The organism is Streptomyces sp. NPDC005262 (assembly GCF_042872425.1).
In the GTDB taxonomy this organism is placed as follows: domain Bacteria; phylum Actinomycetota; class Actinomycetes; order Streptomycetales; family Streptomycetaceae; genus Streptomyces.
This window is the reverse complement of the sequence record NZ_JBIAKK010000001.1, coordinates 392,968-407,357: the sequence shown is the minus strand read 5'-3', so window position 1 is coordinate 407,357 and position 14,390 is coordinate 392,968. Positions and strand designations below refer to the sequence as shown.

General features: G+C 69.9%; 16 protein-coding genes. 8 read left to right on the top strand and 8 right to left on the bottom strand.

Annotated elements, in window-relative coordinates; translation table 11 throughout:
• The first annotated feature begins 92 nt into the window (after positions 1 to 92).
• Entirely contained in the window at positions 93 to 677 is a 585-nt protein-coding gene (locus ACFYP5_RS01730) for a suppressor of fused domain protein (RefSeq protein ID WP_354389728.1), read from the top strand.
• Between the two features lie 88 nt (positions 678 to 765).
• Here ACFYP5_RS01730 and ACFYP5_RS01725 read toward each other — a convergent pair whose 3' ends face one another.
• On the bottom strand, positions 766 to 1,998 hold the full coding sequence (locus ACFYP5_RS01725) for an MFS transporter (RefSeq protein ID WP_389029145.1): 1,233 nt from the start codon (positions 1,996 to 1,998) through the stop codon (positions 766 to 768).
• A gap of 157 nt (positions 1,999 to 2,155) precedes the next feature.
• Between ACFYP5_RS01725 and ACFYP5_RS01720 the strand changes: the two genes are divergently transcribed.
• From ACFYP5_RS01720 to ACFYP5_RS01710, 3 genes are all read left to right on the top strand, one after another.
• Positions 2,156 to 2,800 carry a DUF6758 family protein gene (locus ACFYP5_RS01720; RefSeq protein WP_389029143.1) on the top strand — a complete coding sequence of 215 codons (645 nt, stop codon included), beginning with the start codon at positions 2,156 to 2,158 and terminating at the stop codon, positions 2,798 to 2,800.
• A gap of 130 nt (positions 2,801 to 2,930) precedes the next feature.
• Positions 2,931 to 3,797, top strand: a complete 867-nt coding sequence (locus ACFYP5_RS01715) for a PHP domain-containing protein (protein ID WP_389029141.1) — start codon at positions 2,931 to 2,933, stop codon at positions 3,795 to 3,797.
• A gap of 143 nt (positions 3,798 to 3,940) precedes the next feature.
• Positions 3,941 to 4,546: a MarC family protein gene (locus ACFYP5_RS01710; RefSeq protein ID WP_352301122.1), complete on the top strand. Its 606-nt coding sequence runs from the start codon at positions 3,941 to 3,943 to the stop codon at positions 4,544 to 4,546.
• Positions 4,547 to 4,623: 77 nt separating this feature from the next.
• Here ACFYP5_RS01710 and ACFYP5_RS01705 read toward each other — a convergent pair whose 3' ends face one another.
• Positions 4,624 to 4,776, bottom strand: coding sequence for a hypothetical protein (locus ACFYP5_RS01705; RefSeq protein WP_093772755.1), 153 nt, complete (start codon positions 4,774 to 4,776; stop codon positions 4,624 to 4,626).
• Between the two features lie 210 nt (positions 4,777 to 4,986).
• Between ACFYP5_RS01705 and ACFYP5_RS01700 the strand changes: the two genes are divergently transcribed.
• Positions 4,987 to 5,883, top strand: a complete 897-nt coding sequence (locus tag ACFYP5_RS01700; protein WP_030969626.1) for an NYN domain-containing protein — start codon at positions 4,987 to 4,989, stop codon at positions 5,881 to 5,883.
• Position 5,884: 1 nt separating this feature from the next.
• Here ACFYP5_RS01700 and ACFYP5_RS01695 read toward each other — a convergent pair whose 3' ends face one another.
• The gene (locus ACFYP5_RS01695) at positions 5,885 to 6,733 is read right to left on the bottom strand and encodes an alpha/beta fold hydrolase (RefSeq protein WP_389029138.1); all 849 of its coding nucleotides are present in this window, start codon (positions 6,731 to 6,733) and stop codon (positions 5,885 to 5,887) included.
• A 139-nt stretch (positions 6,734 to 6,872) separates the two neighbouring features.
• Positions 6,873 to 8,720 carry a DEAD/DEAH box helicase gene (locus tag ACFYP5_RS01690; protein ID WP_389029136.1) on the bottom strand — a complete coding sequence of 616 codons (1,848 nt, stop codon included), beginning with the start codon at positions 8,718 to 8,720 and terminating at the stop codon, positions 6,873 to 6,875.
• A gap of 474 nt (positions 8,721 to 9,194) precedes the next feature.
• On the opposite strand from ACFYP5_RS01690, the gene ACFYP5_RS01685 reads away from it, so the two are divergent.
• Positions 9,195 to 9,929: a ferritin-like fold-containing protein gene (locus ACFYP5_RS01685; RefSeq protein WP_030915437.1), complete on the top strand. Its 735-nt coding sequence runs from the start codon at positions 9,195 to 9,197 to the stop codon at positions 9,927 to 9,929.
• A 32-nt stretch (positions 9,930 to 9,961) separates the two neighbouring features.
• Here ACFYP5_RS01685 and ACFYP5_RS01680 read toward each other — a convergent pair whose 3' ends face one another.
• The 4 genes from ACFYP5_RS01680 to ACFYP5_RS01665 form a co-directional block, all read right to left on the bottom strand.
• Positions 9,962 to 10,231: a hypothetical protein gene (locus ACFYP5_RS01680; protein ID WP_389029134.1), complete on the bottom strand. Its 270-nt coding sequence runs from the start codon at positions 10,229 to 10,231 to the stop codon at positions 9,962 to 9,964.
• 230 nt (positions 10,232 to 10,461) lie between these two features.
• Positions 10,462 to 10,689, bottom strand: a complete 228-nt coding sequence (locus ACFYP5_RS01675; protein ID WP_030915442.1) for a DUF3107 domain-containing protein — start codon at positions 10,687 to 10,689, stop codon at positions 10,462 to 10,464.
• A 124-nt stretch (positions 10,690 to 10,813) separates the two neighbouring features.
• A complete protein-coding gene (locus tag ACFYP5_RS01670; RefSeq protein WP_030915445.1) occupies positions 10,814 to 11,455 on the bottom strand; it encodes a TetR/AcrR family transcriptional regulator in 642 nt (213 codons plus the stop codon).
• A 168-nt stretch (positions 11,456 to 11,623) separates the two neighbouring features.
• Entirely contained in the window at positions 11,624 to 11,839 is a 216-nt protein-coding gene (locus ACFYP5_RS01665) for a hypothetical protein (protein WP_389029132.1), read from the bottom strand.
• A 110-nt stretch (positions 11,840 to 11,949) separates the two neighbouring features.
• Between ACFYP5_RS01665 and ACFYP5_RS01660 the strand changes: the two genes are divergently transcribed.
• Together ACFYP5_RS01660 and ACFYP5_RS01655 are read left to right on the top strand one after the other, a co-directional pair.
• A complete protein-coding gene (locus tag ACFYP5_RS01660) occupies positions 11,950 to 12,915 on the top strand; it encodes an alpha/beta fold hydrolase (RefSeq protein ID WP_389029130.1) in 966 nt (321 codons plus the stop codon).
• 8 nt (positions 12,916 to 12,923) lie between these two features.
• The gene (locus ACFYP5_RS01655) at positions 12,924 to 14,333 is read left to right on the top strand and encodes a DUF3152 domain-containing protein (protein WP_389029128.1); all 1,410 of its coding nucleotides are present in this window, start codon (positions 12,924 to 12,926) and stop codon (positions 14,331 to 14,333) included.
• The last annotated feature ends 57 nt before the right edge of the window (positions 14,334 to 14,390 follow it).

Below are 14,390 nucleotides of genomic sequence, written 5' to 3'. Positions count from 1 at the left end.
CTGCGTGCTGTCCGACCAGCGGCCAAGACTATCAGCCGACACAGGGCCAATCCCTTACTTTGCCCGTTCGATACGCGTTCTATGCTCGCCACATGGGAGAAATTCTTGCTCTGGTCGAGGCCCGTCTCCGGACGGCTCTCGGTGAACCGGACGCACGCGCCGCGGTGACGTTCCTCGGTACGGACCGGATCGAGGTGCTCCGTTTCGTCGACGGCGATGTGGTGCGCTACGCGACGCTCGGCATGTCCGCCCAGCCGATGGCCGACCCGACCGCTGCCCTCGCGGACCCGGTGAAGGGGCCGCGCGCCGAGCTGGTCCTCTCCGTGCGGGCCGGTCTCGCCGACACCGACAAGGTCCTCCGCGGGCTGGCGGTGCTGGCCGCCTCGCCGCAGGTCGAGGGGTTGATCGTGGCGCCCGGCGCCTCCCTGGACCTCGGTGAACCGCTGTGGCCCGGGGCGCCGTTCAGCTCCGTGCTGGTCGCCGAGTCGGGCGGCCTGGTCGAGGACCTCGAACTGGACGAGCCGATGGAGCCGGTGCGGTTCCTGCCGCTGCTGCCGATGACGCACAACGAGGCGGCGTGGAAGCGGGTCCGCGGGGCGCAGGAGCTGCAGGAGCGGTGGCTGTCGCACGGGACGGATCTGCGTGATCCGCTGCGTACCTCCGTAGCCCTGGACTGAGACGTTCGTCATACGGGATGCGGGCAAGCCCCGCCGCGCGGCCAGGAGGGAGAGCTGCGGGCGGGGCGGAACAGGGGTGACCCGGAGGTCAGTTGGCGAAGACCGTGACGCCGTCCTCGGTGGCGTGCTTCGGCTCCAGCTCCTCCGCCTCATGGGTCAGGGCGGTACGCCGGATCCGGACGACGAGCGCGCCGGCCACTGCCGCGAGCGCGGCGACCACGAACGGGACGTGGATGTCGCTCCACTCCTCGATCTTCGGGGCGAGATACGGGGCGGCAGCCGCGGCGAACCAGCGGACGAAGTTGTAGCCCGCGCTCGCCACCGGGCGCGGCGCGTCCGAGACGCCGAGCGCCAGCTCCGTGTAGACGGTGTTGTTCATGCCGATGAAGGCGCCGGAGACGATCGTGCAGACGATCGCCGCGGTGTGACTGCCGTAGCCGAGGATCAGCAGGTCGACGGCGAGCAGGACCAGCGAGCCGCCGAGCACCTTGAGCGAGCCGAAACGCTTCTGCAGGCGGGGTGCGACGAGTACCGAGAAGACGGCGAGCAGCAGGCCCCAGGCGAAGAAGACCGCGCCCGACCTGTACGGCGTCATGTTCAGCACGAACGGGGTGAACGCCAGGATCGTGAAGAACGCGTAGTTGTAGAAGAACGCCGAGGCCGCGACCGAGGCGAGTCCGCCGTGACCCAGCGCCCTGAGCGGATCGAGCAGTGAGGTCCTGCGGGCCGGCTTCGGCTGTTCCTTCAGGAACGCCGTGATGCAGATGAAGCCGATCGCCATCAGCGCCGCGGTGCCGAAGAACGGGTAGCGCCAACTGGCGTCACCGAGCAGCGCGCCGAGCAGCGGTCCGCAGGCCATGCCGAGGCCGAGTGCCGACTCGTACAGCAGGATCGCAGCCGAGCTGCCACCGGCCGCCGCACCGACGATCACGGCGAGCGCCGTGGAGACGAAGAGCGCGTTGCCGAGCCCCCAGCCGGCCCGGAAGCCGACGAGTTCCGCGACGGACGACGAAGTGCCGGAGAGCCCGGCGAAGACGACGACGAGCGCGAGTCCGGCCAGGAGTGTCTTGCGGCCGCCGATCCGGCTGGAGACGAAACCGGTGACCAGCATCGCGACCGCGGTGATCAGGAAGTACGAGGTGAAGAGCAGGGAGACCTGGCTGGGTGTGGCATCGAGTCCCTTGGCGATGGACGGCAGGATCGGGTCGACGAGCCCGATCCCCATGAACGCGACGACAGAGGCGCCCGCGGTGGCCCAGACGGCCTTGGGCTGGCGCAGGATGCTGCCGGTTCCCTGATCGAATGGATCCTCTGCCGGCATGTGGGTTCTCGCTCTCCGATAGATCGATGCGGTGTACACAGAATAAGTTAGAGAACCTAATGAATGCAAGTTACATCTACTTATCCTGGTGGGAGCCACGCTGCGGACGGGTGATCGTCCTTGACGCGGCGACGGCCGGGGAGGACCGTTGGGCGCTATGAGGGGCGAACCCAGTTGCCCGAAGTGCGGTGGCCGGGTCAGGGCGCCCGGTCTTTTCGCCGACACCTGGCAGTGCGCCGTGCACGGCGCCGTGTATCCGTTGCAGCCGGTGATCCCACCCAGCGTCGAGGCGCTCGGCGTGGTGGTGCACCGTGCCCGGGTACCGGTGTGGATGCCCTGGCCGCTGCCGGTCGGCTGGCTGTTCACCGGCGTGGCGTACGCGGGGGACGACCGCAGCGGCGGCCGCGCCACCGTCGTCGCCTGCTCGGGACCCGGTCCGCTCGGCGGGGTGGGCGAGATGCTGCTCGTCGCCGAGGAGCTCGGGGTCGGCCTCGGCGCGCGTTACGCCGGGATCGACGGCCCCGACCCGGGTCCGTACCTTCATGTCGACGGCCCGCCCAATGCCAAGGTGCTGGCCGCCGGACGGCCCACCCCGCTCTGGCAGGTCAAGAGCGCCCCCGAGGACCGGGCGGTCTTCGCGGGCGAGGCCTGCGGGCTCTGGCTGTGGGCGGTCGTCTGGCCCGAGCAGTCCGCGCTGCTCATGTACGACGAGCTGATACTGACCGATCTGCGAGACGCCGGGGGAGAGGTCGACCTGGTGCCCTGCGGGGCGCTCAGCCCTCGACTGCTCAGCCGGCCCTGAGGCCGCGGCGCACGGTCCCGGCCGCACTGCTGCGCTGCCCGCTGTCCTGCCGTCGTGACCGGGCGGTGTTCGAATGCCGGTTATCCTTGGGCGTCCCCCCTGTCCGGCTGAGAGCACTGGAGTACGCGTCGTGCACATCGACCTGCACACCCACTCCACCGCGTCGGACGGCACGGACACCCCTGCCGGGCTGATGCGGAACGCCGCCGCGGCAGGGCTCGATGTCGTCGCTCTCACCGACCACGACACCGTCCGCGGCCACGCCGAGGCGATCGCCGCGCTCCCCGAGGGCCTGACTCTCGTCACCGGTGCCGAGCTCTCCTGCCGGATCGACGGCGTGGGCCTGCACATGCTCGCGTACCTCTTCGACCCCGACGAGCCCGAACTGGCGCGCGAACGCGAGCTGGTCCGCGACGACCGGGTGCCGCGCGCGCAGACGATGGTGCGCAAGCTCCAGGCGCTCGGCGTTCCCGTCGAGTGGGAGCAGGTCGCCCGGATCGCCGGCGACGGATCGGTCGGCAGGCCGCACATCGCCACCGCGCTCGTCGAGCTCGGTGTCGTCGAGACCGTCTCCGACGCCTTCACCCCCGAGTGGCTCGCCAACGGTGGACGCGCGTACGCAGAGAAGCACGAACTCGACCCCTTCGACGCGATCCGGCTGGTCAAGGCCGCCGGCGGCGTCACCGTCTTCGCCCACCCGCTCGCCGTCAAGCGCGGTGAGGTGGTGCCCGAGGCATCGATAGCCCGGTTCGCCGCGGCAGGCCTCGACGGCATCGAGGTCGACCACATGGACCATGACGAGCCGACCAGGGCCCGGCTGCGTGGGCTCGCCAAGGAACTGGGGCTGCTGGCCACCGGTTCCAGCGACTACCACGGCAGCCGGAAGACCGTACGGCTCGGCGAATACACCACCGACCCGGAGATCTACGGCGAGATCACCCGGCGCGCCACGGGAGCCTTCCCGGTGCCGGGTGCCGGCGGACCCCGCCCCGCGTAGCTTCCCGCCCGCGCGCTCGCGCACTTCACTGCTTCCCGCGTACGTCGCGTACGTCACCCCCCTCTCTTCGCGTGCCCGGCCGGACCTGGCCCTGGGCTGCGTATGTCCTGTTTCGACCCGCTCTCTTCTCGCAAGGCTTCACTGTGTTCGACGTCGCTGTCTTCGGATCCCTTTTTCTCACGCTTTTTGTGATCATGGATCCGCCCGGGATCACCCCGATATTTCTCGCCCTGACCGCCGGACGGCCCGCCAAGATCCAGCGCCGGATGGCGTTCCAGGCGGTTGCGGTCGCCTTCGGCGTGATCGCCGTCTTCGGCGTGCTCGGCCAGCAGATCCTCGACTACCTGCATGTCTCCGTCCCCGCCCTGATGATCGCGGGCGGACTGCTTCTGCTGCTGATCGCGCTCGATCTGCTGACCGGCAAGACCGACGAGCCGACGCAGACGAAGGACGTCAACGTGGCGCTCGTACCGCTGGGCATGCCGCTGCTCGCCGGACCCGGGGCGATCGTGTCGGTGATCCTGGCGGTGCAGCACGCCGACAGCTTCGCCACGCAGATCTCGGTCTGGACGGCGATCGTCGCCATGCATGTCGTGCTCTGGCTGGCCATGCGCTATTCGCTGCTGATCATCCGTGTGATCAAGGACGGCGGTGTCGTGCTGGTGACGAGGCTTGCCGGCATGATGCTCTCCGCCATCGCCGTCCAGCAGATCATCAACGGGATCACCCAGGTCATCCAGGGCTCCTGACGGCGCCCGCACATGCCACAGCGCCCCCGTACGGACAGTCCGTACGGGGGCGCTTCGTCTTTGTGCGTCGTCAGGTGTTACGAAGCCGAGGTCTCGGCCGGGCGGATGTAGATGCGCTGGCCTGTCGCGGCGGCCTGCTGCACGATCCGGTTGACGGAGGCGGCGTCCACGACGGTGCTGTCCACGGCGGTACCGTCGACATCGTCGAGTCGCATGATCTCGAAGCGCATATGGCTTCCCTTCGTCTGATCCTCCTGCTGGAGAACTACTGGGAGGACGGATGGTCCGTCCGCAAGGATGTGGAGCACCAGACATCGGTGTCTCGTGCTCCACATGGTGTACAACGGCATGCTCTCTGCAAACATTCCCTACGCTAAGGAAATTTTTTGGATGTCTAAGTACCAGTGGGTAACGGGTCGTGCGCGGACGATGAGGTCCGTATGAGCGAGGCAGAGATCGCAGAGATCGGCGAGCGCCTGGACCGCACCAACGAGCTGCTCAAACGCATGCTCGCCGAGGTGTCGAAGACCCCTTCGACCCACGCGATCTTCGTGGACGCGGGCTATGTGTACGCGGCGGCCGGGCTGCTCGTCACCGGCACCGAGGACCGGCGCTCCTTCGACCTCGACGCGGAAGGGCTGATCGAGGCGTTCATCGACAAGGCCCGCACGATCTTCGCGGACAGCAGACTCCTGCGCGTGTACTGGTACGACGGGGCCAGGCGCCGGATCCACACCGTCGAGCAGCAGTCCATCGCCGAACTTCCCGACGTCAAGGTCAGACTCGGCAACCTCAACGCCAACAACCAGCAGAAGGGCGTCGACTCACTCATCCGCACCGACCTCGAATCGCTCGCCCGGCACCGCGCCATCAGTGACGCGGCGCTCGTCGGCGGCGACGAGGACCTGGTGTCGGCGGTCGAGGCGGCGCAGGGGTACGGGGCCCGGGTCCACCTGTGGGGCATCGAGGCCGGAGAAGGCCGCAACCAGGCCGAGCCGCTGCTCTGGGAGGTGGACAGCCAGCGCACCTTCGACCTCGACTTCTGCCGGCCGTACGTCACCAGACGCCCCGTCACCACGTACGAGGACGACACTCCGGCCCCCTCGCGCGACGACGTCCGCTTCGTCGGTGCGCAGATCGCCGCGGCCTGGCTCGCCGCCCGCGGTCGTGAGTCCCTCGCCGATCTGCTGCCAGGACACCCCTACCTGCCGGGCTCCGTCGACCAGGACCTGCTGGTCGAGGCCGAACGGCTCCTCCAGCACTCGCTGCGCGGCCACGCCCACCTGCGGCGGGCGCTGCGCGACGGCTTCTGGCAGCACCTGCAGGCGCAGTACTGAGCTACGCGCCGTCCCAGAAGGCGGCGAGCGCGGCAGCGGTCTGCTCCGGGCGGTCCGTGTTGGGGGAGTGTTCGGCGCCCGCGATCCGGGTGCGGTGCGCGCCGAGGCGCTGCGCCATCGTGTCGAGCAGGGGCACCGGCCAGGTGTCGTCGCGCTCACCGGACAGCACATGGACGGGCAGCGGTACGGCGGCGAGTTCGGCCACCCGGTCCGGCTCGGTCACCAGCTGCCGCCCGGTGGCGATCAGCTGGGCGGCCCGGTGCCGCAGCCAGCGCCGGCGCAGGCCCTCGCCGTCCGTGGCCGCGTCCTCCGGCGGGTCGAGGGCACACATCGCTTCCCACACGTCGGCCATGCTCAGCGTCGCGAGCGCGTCGCTGAGCATCTTCACCTTGAGCTGCTGGGCCTCCGTGACCTGGGCAGGACCCGAGGACATCAGCGTCAGCGAACGGAACGGCGAGGCGTCGAGCAGCACGGCGGCGCGGGCGATCTGGCCGCCGAGCGAATGCCCGAGCAGATGCACGGCGCCGTCACCGCCGACTTCGAGCGCCGCGGCCTGTGCGAGTACGTCGCGAGCCAACTCGCCCTGAACGTAAGTCTCCTGACGGTCCGTGCCCTCGGTCTCGTACTGTCCGCGCCCGTCGACGGCGACGATGCGGTACCCGGCGGTGGCGAGCGGTTCGAGGAGCGCGATGAAGTCCTCCTTGCTGCCCATGTAACCGGGCAACAGGAGGGCGGTGCCGCGCGGTTCGGCGGGTGGCAGGGCTTCCAGCACGGCAAAGTCCCCGCGCGCGGTACGCAGCGGGTGGACGCGGGCGCAGGGAGGCGGGGTGAAGGTGTGCGGCCGACTCATGGAAAGAGGCTATGTCCTCGAACGCCGCACGGGCTGAATCGGGTGCACTCAAACGCCGGACGGGCTTGAGGTTGCCCTCAAGCCCGTCCGGCAGTTCAAGCGTCCGGGGCGGAGCCCCGGATCGACCGACCTGGTGCGATCAGCCCTCGGTGGTGGCCGCCCGCGCCCGGCGACGCCGCGGCTTCGCCTCGCCCTCGGCGACCGGAGCCTCCACCACGGTCTCCGCCTTCGGCTTCGCCGCAGCCCGCGTCCGCCGGCGCGGCTTGCTCTCCGGTACCGGTTCGGCGATCGGCGCGATCTGGAAGTCGACCTCGTCCGCCGCCGGCTTGGCGACGACCCGGGCGCGACGACGCGGCTTGGTGACCGCCTTGACCTCCGGCATCGGTTCGGCGATCGGCGCGATCTGGAAGTCGACCTCGTCCGCCGGCTTGGCGACGACGCGAGCCCGGCGACGACGCGGCTTGGCCTCGGCCACCGGCTCCGCCTCGACCTTCACGGGTGCCTCGACAACGGCGGCCGGAGCCTCCGTCACGGTGACCGCGGCCTCGGCCGCGACATCCGGGGCCCCGACACGGGTACGACGACGGCGACGCGGCGTACGCGGCTCGGCCGGCGCGTCAGCAACCGACACGGCCTCCGAGGCCGGCGCCGGCACCACAGCGGCGGCGCCGTCCGCGACCGAGGACCCGCCCCGGGTACGACGACGCTGACGCGGTGTACGCGGGGCCCGCTCCTCGGTTGCCGCAGGCGCCGAGGACGCGGAGGACGCGGCGGACGACTTGCGGCCACGGCCGCCCGTCTCGCCCAGGTCCTCGATCTCCTCGGCCCGAAGACCCGCACGGGTCCGCTCGGTGCGCGGCAGCACACCCTTGGTGCCGGCCGGGATGTCGAGCTCCTCGAAGAGGTGCGGCGACGTGGAGTACGTCTCGACCGGGTCGGGGAACTTCAGGTCCAGTGCCTTGTTGATCAGCTGCCAGCGCGGGATGTCGTCCCAGTCGACCAGCGTGATCGCGATGCCCTTGGCACCGGCACGGCCGGTCCGGCCGATGCGGTGGAGGTACGTCTTCTCGTCCTCCGGCGACTGGTAGTTGATGACGTGCGTGACGCCTTCGACGTCGATACCGCGGGCTGCGACATCGGTGCAGACCAGCACGTCCACCTTGCCGTTGCGGAACGCGCGCAGCGCCTGCTCACGGGCGCCCTGGCCGAGGTCGCCATGGACCGCGCCGGACGCGAAACCGCGCTTCTCCAGCTGCTCGGCGATGTCGGCGGCCGTCCGCTTCGTACGGCAGAAGATCATCGCGAGTCCGCGGCCGTTGGCCTGCAGGATGCGCGCGACCATCTCGGGCTTGTCCATCGAGTGGGCCCGGAAGACGTGCTGCGAGATGTTCGCGACGGTCGCGCCCTCGCCGTCGGGCGAGGTGGCACGGATGTGCGTCGGCTGCGACATGTAACGCCGCGCGAGGCCGATGACCGCACCCGGCATGGTCGCCGAGAACAGCATGGTCTGGCGCTTGGGCGGAAGCATCGTGATGATCTTCTCGACGTCGGGCAGGAAGCCCAGGTCGAGCATCTCGTCGGCCTCGTCGAGAACGAGCGAGCGCACGTGCGACAGGTCGAGCTTGCGCTGTCCTGCCAGGTCGAGCAGTCGCCCCGGGGTGCCGACAATCACGTCGACGCCCTTCTTCAGGGCTTCGACCTGGGGTTCGTACGCACGGCCGCCGTAGATGGCGAGAACGCGGACGTTACGCACCTTGCCGGCCGTCAGCAGGTCGTTGGTGACCTGCTGGCAGAGCTCACGGGTGGGGACGACGACCAGTGCCTGCGGAGCCTCGGTCAGCTGCTCGGGCTGGGCCCGGCCTGCCTCGACGTCCGCGGGGACGGTGACGCGCTCCAGCAGCGGAAGACCGAAACCGAGCGTCTTGCCGGTACCGGTCTTGGCCTGTCCGATCACGTCGGAGCCGGAGAGTGCGACGGGGAGCGTCATCTCCTGGATGGGGAACGGGGACACAATGCCGACGGCCTCAAGGGCCTCGGCCGTCTCGGGAAGAATCCCGAGGTCTCGGAACGTAGTCAGGGTGCTGCCTCTTCTGTGAGACGCGGTCCGAGGCGAACGCTGAGGGTCGTACCGTGCCGGGGTTGGTCATCCGGCCGTGGATGGGCCGGGTGGCGCGGGACCACTGCCGTCGCTCGAGCGCTCGTGCCGCTGAGGGGGCCCCTCATCTGCGGTCGCACGTGTCGTACGCCCCGCGTGGAGGGCTGTCGGGTCGGAGCCGATCGGGCCACCGACCGGGCATCCTCATTCATTTCGCGCCACCGGCACATACAAAATGCTCTCTCGGCGCAATATCACTGTACCCCGGATTCGCGCATGTGTGTTGGGCGAATTCATCGGAACGGTGTGATGTCGGTGGCTGACCAGGCCCTTCCACCCTCTGTCGGGCGGGCTATTCTGCGCTTCATGGAGACGCCTGACAACGCCACTGAAGCCCCCGCACCCACCGGAATCGCCGCCCAGGACTGGGCCACCGCATCGGCGGAACCGCAGTACCGCGCCGCGGTCGTGGATCTGCTGGGGGCGCTCGCATACGGAGAGCTGGCGGCCTTCGAGCGGCTCGCCGAGGACGCCAAACTCGCGCCGACGCTGGCCGACAAGGCGGAGCTGGCGAAGATGGCGTCGGCCGAATTCCATCACTTCGAGCGGTTGACGGACCGGCTGACGGCGATCGACACGGAGCCGACCGCCGCGATGGAGCCTTTCGCGAAGGCGCTCGACGACTTCCATCGGCAGACCGCCCCGTCGGACTGGCTCGAGGGCCTGGTCAAGGCGTACGTCGGCGACTCGATCGCGAGTGACTTCTACCGCGAGGTGGCCGCCCGCCTCGACTCGGACACCCGCTCGCTCGTCCTCGCTGTGCTCGACGACACGGGCCACGGCAACTTCGCCGTCGAGAAGGTGCGTGCCGCGATCGAGGCCGACCCGCGTGTCGGCGGCCGGCTCGCACTGTGGGCCCGCCGTCTGATGGGCGAGGCGCTGTCGCAGGCCCAGCGGGTGGTCGCCGACCGTGACGCGCTGTCGACGATGCTGGTCGGCGGGGTGGCCGACGGATTCGACCTGGCGGAGGTCGGCCGGATGTTCTCGCGGATCACCGAGGCGCACACCAAGCGGATGGCCGCGCTCGGACTGGCTGCCTGATCCCGGCCGCTGCCGGCCGGTCCCGTACGAGGTCAGGCCGCCGCTGATCGGCTCAGGCGGCGGCTGCCCGGACGGAGCAGCAGGGAGAGCGTCACCGCCCCGATCAGCACCGCGCCGATCAGGGTGGCCAGGACATGGTCCGGCCCGAGCACCGAATGTGTCAGATACGCGCCGAACAAGGCACCCAGAGCGCCGGTGGCGAAGACGGTACGGCGGGACGGGAGCCGAGCCGGCAGCGAACGGAGCGCCGCCCAGGAGAGGGCGAGTCCGAGCACGACGGAACCGAGGGATTCCCAGATCACAGACGTTCACCTCGCGGGTTGCGGAGGGGGATATCCCCTGCTCGTGGAGCTGTGGGGGCAAATCGGTCGTAGGCGGTCCTACCCGTGGGCCGCGGAATGCAACCCTCCTGCGAGATTTTTCGCACAGGTGTCGCACAGGTGCCAGGGGCCGTGAGCAGCGGGAAACGACGAAGCGGCCCGGCGGGAATCCCCGCCGGGCCGCTTCTCACCGCCTTGCGTCGAGCGTGCTCCTACAGCGCGCCGAACCCGACCCGCCGCGTGCTCGGCTCGCCGATCTCCACGTAGGCGACCCGGTCGGCCGGCACCAGGACCTTGCGGCCCTTGTCGTCCGTGAGGCTGAGCAGCTGCGCCTTGCCGGTGAGAGCCTCGGCGACCGCGCTCTCGACCTCCTCGGCGGAAAGCCCGCTCTCCAGAACGATCTCCCGGGGTGCGTGCTGCACGCCGATCTTGACCTCCACGGCTATGTCCCTCCGACGGTCAGTCCTCTGCGCGTGAGCCGCGCCGTACGAACCACACATTAGCCCGGTGAGGGGAGCTGTCAGGGGTCGGCGGGCCACGCCCGCAGCGAACAAGGCCGGACGGTCAGTGCTGATCGATGCCGTGCAGCGGGAACCCGGCGATGCCGCGCCAGGCCAGCGAGGTGAGGAGCTGCACCGCCGTGTCGCGCGGGATCGCCGACTGGCTGGACAGCCAGTACCGGGCGACCACCTGGGAGACACCGCCCAGACCCACCGCGAGCAGCATCGACTCGTCCTTGGACAGCCCCGTATCACCCGCGATGACGTCGGAGATCGCCTCGGCGCACTGCAGCGAGACCCGGTCGACCCGCTCGCGTACCGCGGGCTCGTTCGTCAGGTCCGACTCGAAGACCAGTCGGAAGGCGCCGCCCTCGTCCTCGACGTACGCGAAGTAGGCGTCCATCGTCGCGGCGACACGCAGCTTGTTGTCCGTCGTGGACGCCAGCGCCGTACGGACCGCCTGCAGCAGCGACTCGCAGTGCTGGTCGAGCAGTGCCAGATAGAGCTCCAGCTTGCCCGGGAAGTGCTGGTAGAGCACCGGCTTGCTGACACCGGCCCGCTCCGCGATGTCGTCCATCGCGGCGGAGTGGTAGCCCTGCGCGACGAAGACCTCCTGCGCGGCGCCCAGCAGCTGGTTGCGTCGGGCGCGGCGAGGCAGGCGAGTGCCCCGTGGGCGTGCCGCCTCTGTCTGCTCGATGGCTGTCACGCCGCCTCCCAAATTTGTGATCGAACGCAGCCGTTGCGTACGCGCTGCGCCGTTCGCCCATCGTACTTTTGAGTAACCCGGGTGCGCGCGGCGCGGACGCAGAATTTCACGGACCGGACCGCTGCGGTAGCCACAGATTCTTGGAACCGCACCGAAAATAGGGATGTATCAGCGGTAATCGTCTTCGTCCTGCGCGACAACACGGTGCTGCTCGGCAGCATCTGCCTCATTTGCGGTGGCCCGGTCGATGTCGGTCAACGGATCGTCGCTCTTCGGCTGGAGGTCGGCGTGCTGCTCGACGGCATCCGCCTCGGGCGTCTCCTGGTCCGGTTCGTCCGGCTGAACGTCTTCGAAGGTCTCCGGGTCGCTGGGGTCGACCGTCATGGTGACTCCCTTCCTTAGCTTCGAGCGTAGGAGCTACCCCTTCATGGCGCTATGCGATCTGTGACGGCGAACACACGAACCACGGTGTGATCGTCTCGTAACATTGGCGCATGTCTTCGACCGAGCTGCCGGGAGCCCGCGCCGCCGCCGCCGCGGTGGCCCCCACGGTGAGCCCCGTCCGGGTCGCGGAAGGGGAGAAGCTGCGCTCCGTCGCGCTGCCCGGACTGACGCTGAACGTCCGCGCCCGCCCGCCGGAGCGGTCCGGACTGCCGCCCGCGCTCTATGTGCACGGGCTCGGCGGCTCCTCGCAGAACTGGTCGGCGCTGATGGCGTTGCTCCAGGACGTGGTGGACGGCGAGGCGGTCGACCTGCCGGGCTTCGGGGACTCCCCGCCGCCGGACGACGGCAACTACTCGGTCACCGGGCACGCCCGCGCGGTGATCCGGCTGCTCGACGCGGGGGAGAGCGGGCCCGTTCATCTCTTCGGCAATTCACTCGGTGGTGCAGTGGCCACCCGGGTCGCGGCCGTCCGGCCGGATCTGGTGCGCACGCTCACCCTGGTCTCGCCCGCATTGCCCGAGATCCGGGTGCAGTGGCCCGCCGTACCGACCGCTCTGCTCGCAGTTCCGGGTGTCGCTTCCCTGTTCTCCCGGCTCAGCAAGGACTGGACCGCGGAAGAACGCACCCGCGGAGTCATGGCACTCTGTTACGGCGATCCGGCACGTGTCTCCGAGGAAGGCTTCCGCGATGCGGTGGCCGAAATGGAGCGACGGCTGGAGCTGCCGTACTTCTGGGACGCGATGACGCGCTCGGCACGTGGCATTGTCGATGCCTACACGCTGGGCGGTCAGCACGGGCTGTGGCGCCAGGCCGAGCGTGTGCTCGCCCCGACCCAGCTCGTGTACGGCGGACGGGACCAGCTCGTCTCGTACCGGATGGCACGCAGGGCGTCCGCGGCCTTCCGCGATTCGCGGCTGCTGACACTGCCCGATGCCGGGCACGTGGCGATGATGGAGTACCCGGAGGCGGTCGCCCAGGCGTTCCGGGAGTTGCTCGACGAACGCGGCGGGAGCTGATCCGGGGCGTGGGACGACATAGCCGAAAGGGCCCTTCACCCAAGGGACCCGAGAGCGACGCCGCCGCGAAGGCGGTGGGCGGTCGTGAGGGGGTACGGCCGGAGCCCGGCAACGGACGGCGCAGAAGAGCGGCCGACACGCCGCCCGGTACGGACGGGCACACCCCGTTCCAGGGGGTCCCGCAGGTGCGCGGCGGCCATCCCGAACTGCGTGAACCGGGTGGTGGCTGGGGGGCGGGAACGAGGCAGCGGTACGGCGACTGGCAGATCCCGGCCCGGACCGATGCCGGTGGCCAGGGGCGACGACCGGAGGTGCCTCGGCCGGTCTCCCCGCAGCAGTCCACGGTTCAGCGGACGCCGATGCCACAGCGTCCTCAGCCGATTTCCCAGCAGCGGACGGCCGGTGAGCGGCCGCTGATACCGGGGCCGCGACGGGAGTTCGTCGACGCCTTCGACGTGTCACCCGCATCGCTCACGCCACCCGCACCGCGTTCTCCGTCCGCCCCGCCGGCCGATCCGTTCGGCCCGGTCGTCGAGTGGGACGAGCGGCCCCCCGGCGGGGACAGGGATGCGGCGCCGGGCGCCGCCCCGGACCCCAAGGACGGCAAGGGCACCAAGGGCCGTACCTTCACCGGCATTGCGGCCGCCGCGGTGACCACCGTGCTCGCGGTCGTCGTCGCGGGGCAGGTCGCCCATGACGGCGGTGGGGTGCGTGCCGGTGCCGCCGCGCCGACGGGTGTGGACCGGGACGGTGGCCACGACGTCTCCTCCCGCTCGGACGACCGGCCGACGCCCGCACCGGCCGCGGTCAAGGCCCTTTCGTACGGGCAGAAGATGGCCAAGGGCTATCCGCTCGCCCCGGACCTCCGAGGTTCCGGGCATTTCGAGGTGGTCCCGGGCGGAGCGAAGGCGCCGGGCCGCGGGCACAAGTACCGCTATCGGATCGATGTCGAGAAGGGTCTCGGCCTCGATGCCGGACTGTTTGCCGACGCCGTTCAGAAAACCCTCAATGACGACCGGAGTTGGGCACACGACGGTGCCATGACTTTCGAGCGGATCTCTTCGGGTGACCCCGACTTCGTGATCACGCTGGCCAGCCCGGGGACCACCGGCGACTGGTGCAAGAAGTCGGGCCTCGACACGACCGAGGACAATGTCTCGTGCGATTCCGCGGCGACCGAGCGCGTGATGATCAACGCCTATCGCTGGGCGCAGGGGTCGTCGACGTTCGGCCCCGGGAAGCTCTTCGCCTACCGCCAGATGCTGATCAACCATGAGGTCGGCCACCGGCTGGGGCACGACCATGTGACGTGCCGCACGCCGGGTGCGCCGGCCCCGGTGATGCAGCAGCAGACCAAGTCCCTGGACATCGATGGGATCAAGTGCCGCCCCAACCCCTGGGTCTACCCGGCCGGTTGAGCCGTGGCGGGACGTCGGTCCGGTTCTGCCCGGCCACTCCTTGATCGGCCCGCGCTG

What these genes read in the sequence shown, in the direction of transcription:
- ACFYP5_RS01705 (WP_093772755.1), bottom strand. Translation starts at nt 4,776, where the DNA reads ATGCGCTTCGAGATCATGCGACTCGACGATGTCGACGGTACCGCCGTG.
- ACFYP5_RS01720 (WP_389029143.1), top strand. Translation starts at nt 2,156, where the DNA reads ATGAGGGGCGAACCCAGTTGCCCGAAGTGCGGTGGCCGGGTCAGGGCG.
- ACFYP5_RS01700 (WP_030969626.1), top strand. Translation starts at nt 4,987, where the DNA reads ATGAGCGAGGCAGAGATCGCAGAGATCGGCGAGCGCCTGGACCGCACC.
- ACFYP5_RS01685 (WP_030915437.1), top strand. Translation starts at nt 9,195, where the DNA reads ATGGAGACGCCTGACAACGCCACTGAAGCCCCCGCACCCACCGGAATC.
- ACFYP5_RS01725 (WP_389029145.1), bottom strand. Translation starts at nt 1,998, where the DNA reads ATGCCGGCAGAGGATCCATTCGATCAGGGAACCGGCAGCATCCTGCGC.
- ACFYP5_RS01695 (WP_389029138.1), bottom strand. Translation starts at nt 6,733, where the DNA reads ATGAGTCGGCCGCACACCTTCACCCCGCCTCCCTGCGCCCGCGTCCAC.
- ACFYP5_RS01660 (WP_389029130.1), top strand. Translation starts at nt 11,950, where the DNA reads ATGTCTTCGACCGAGCTGCCGGGAGCCCGCGCCGCCGCCGCCGCGGTG.
- ACFYP5_RS01730 (WP_354389728.1), top strand. Translation starts at nt 93, where the DNA reads ATGGGAGAAATTCTTGCTCTGGTCGAGGCCCGTCTCCGGACGGCTCTC.
- ACFYP5_RS01690 (WP_389029136.1), bottom strand. Translation starts at nt 8,720, where the DNA reads ATGACGCTCCCCGTCGCACTCTCCGGCTCCGACGTGATCGGACAGGCC.
- ACFYP5_RS01665 (WP_389029132.1), bottom strand. Translation starts at nt 11,839, where the DNA reads ATGACGGTCGACCCCAGCGACCCGGAGACCTTCGAAGACGTTCAGCCG.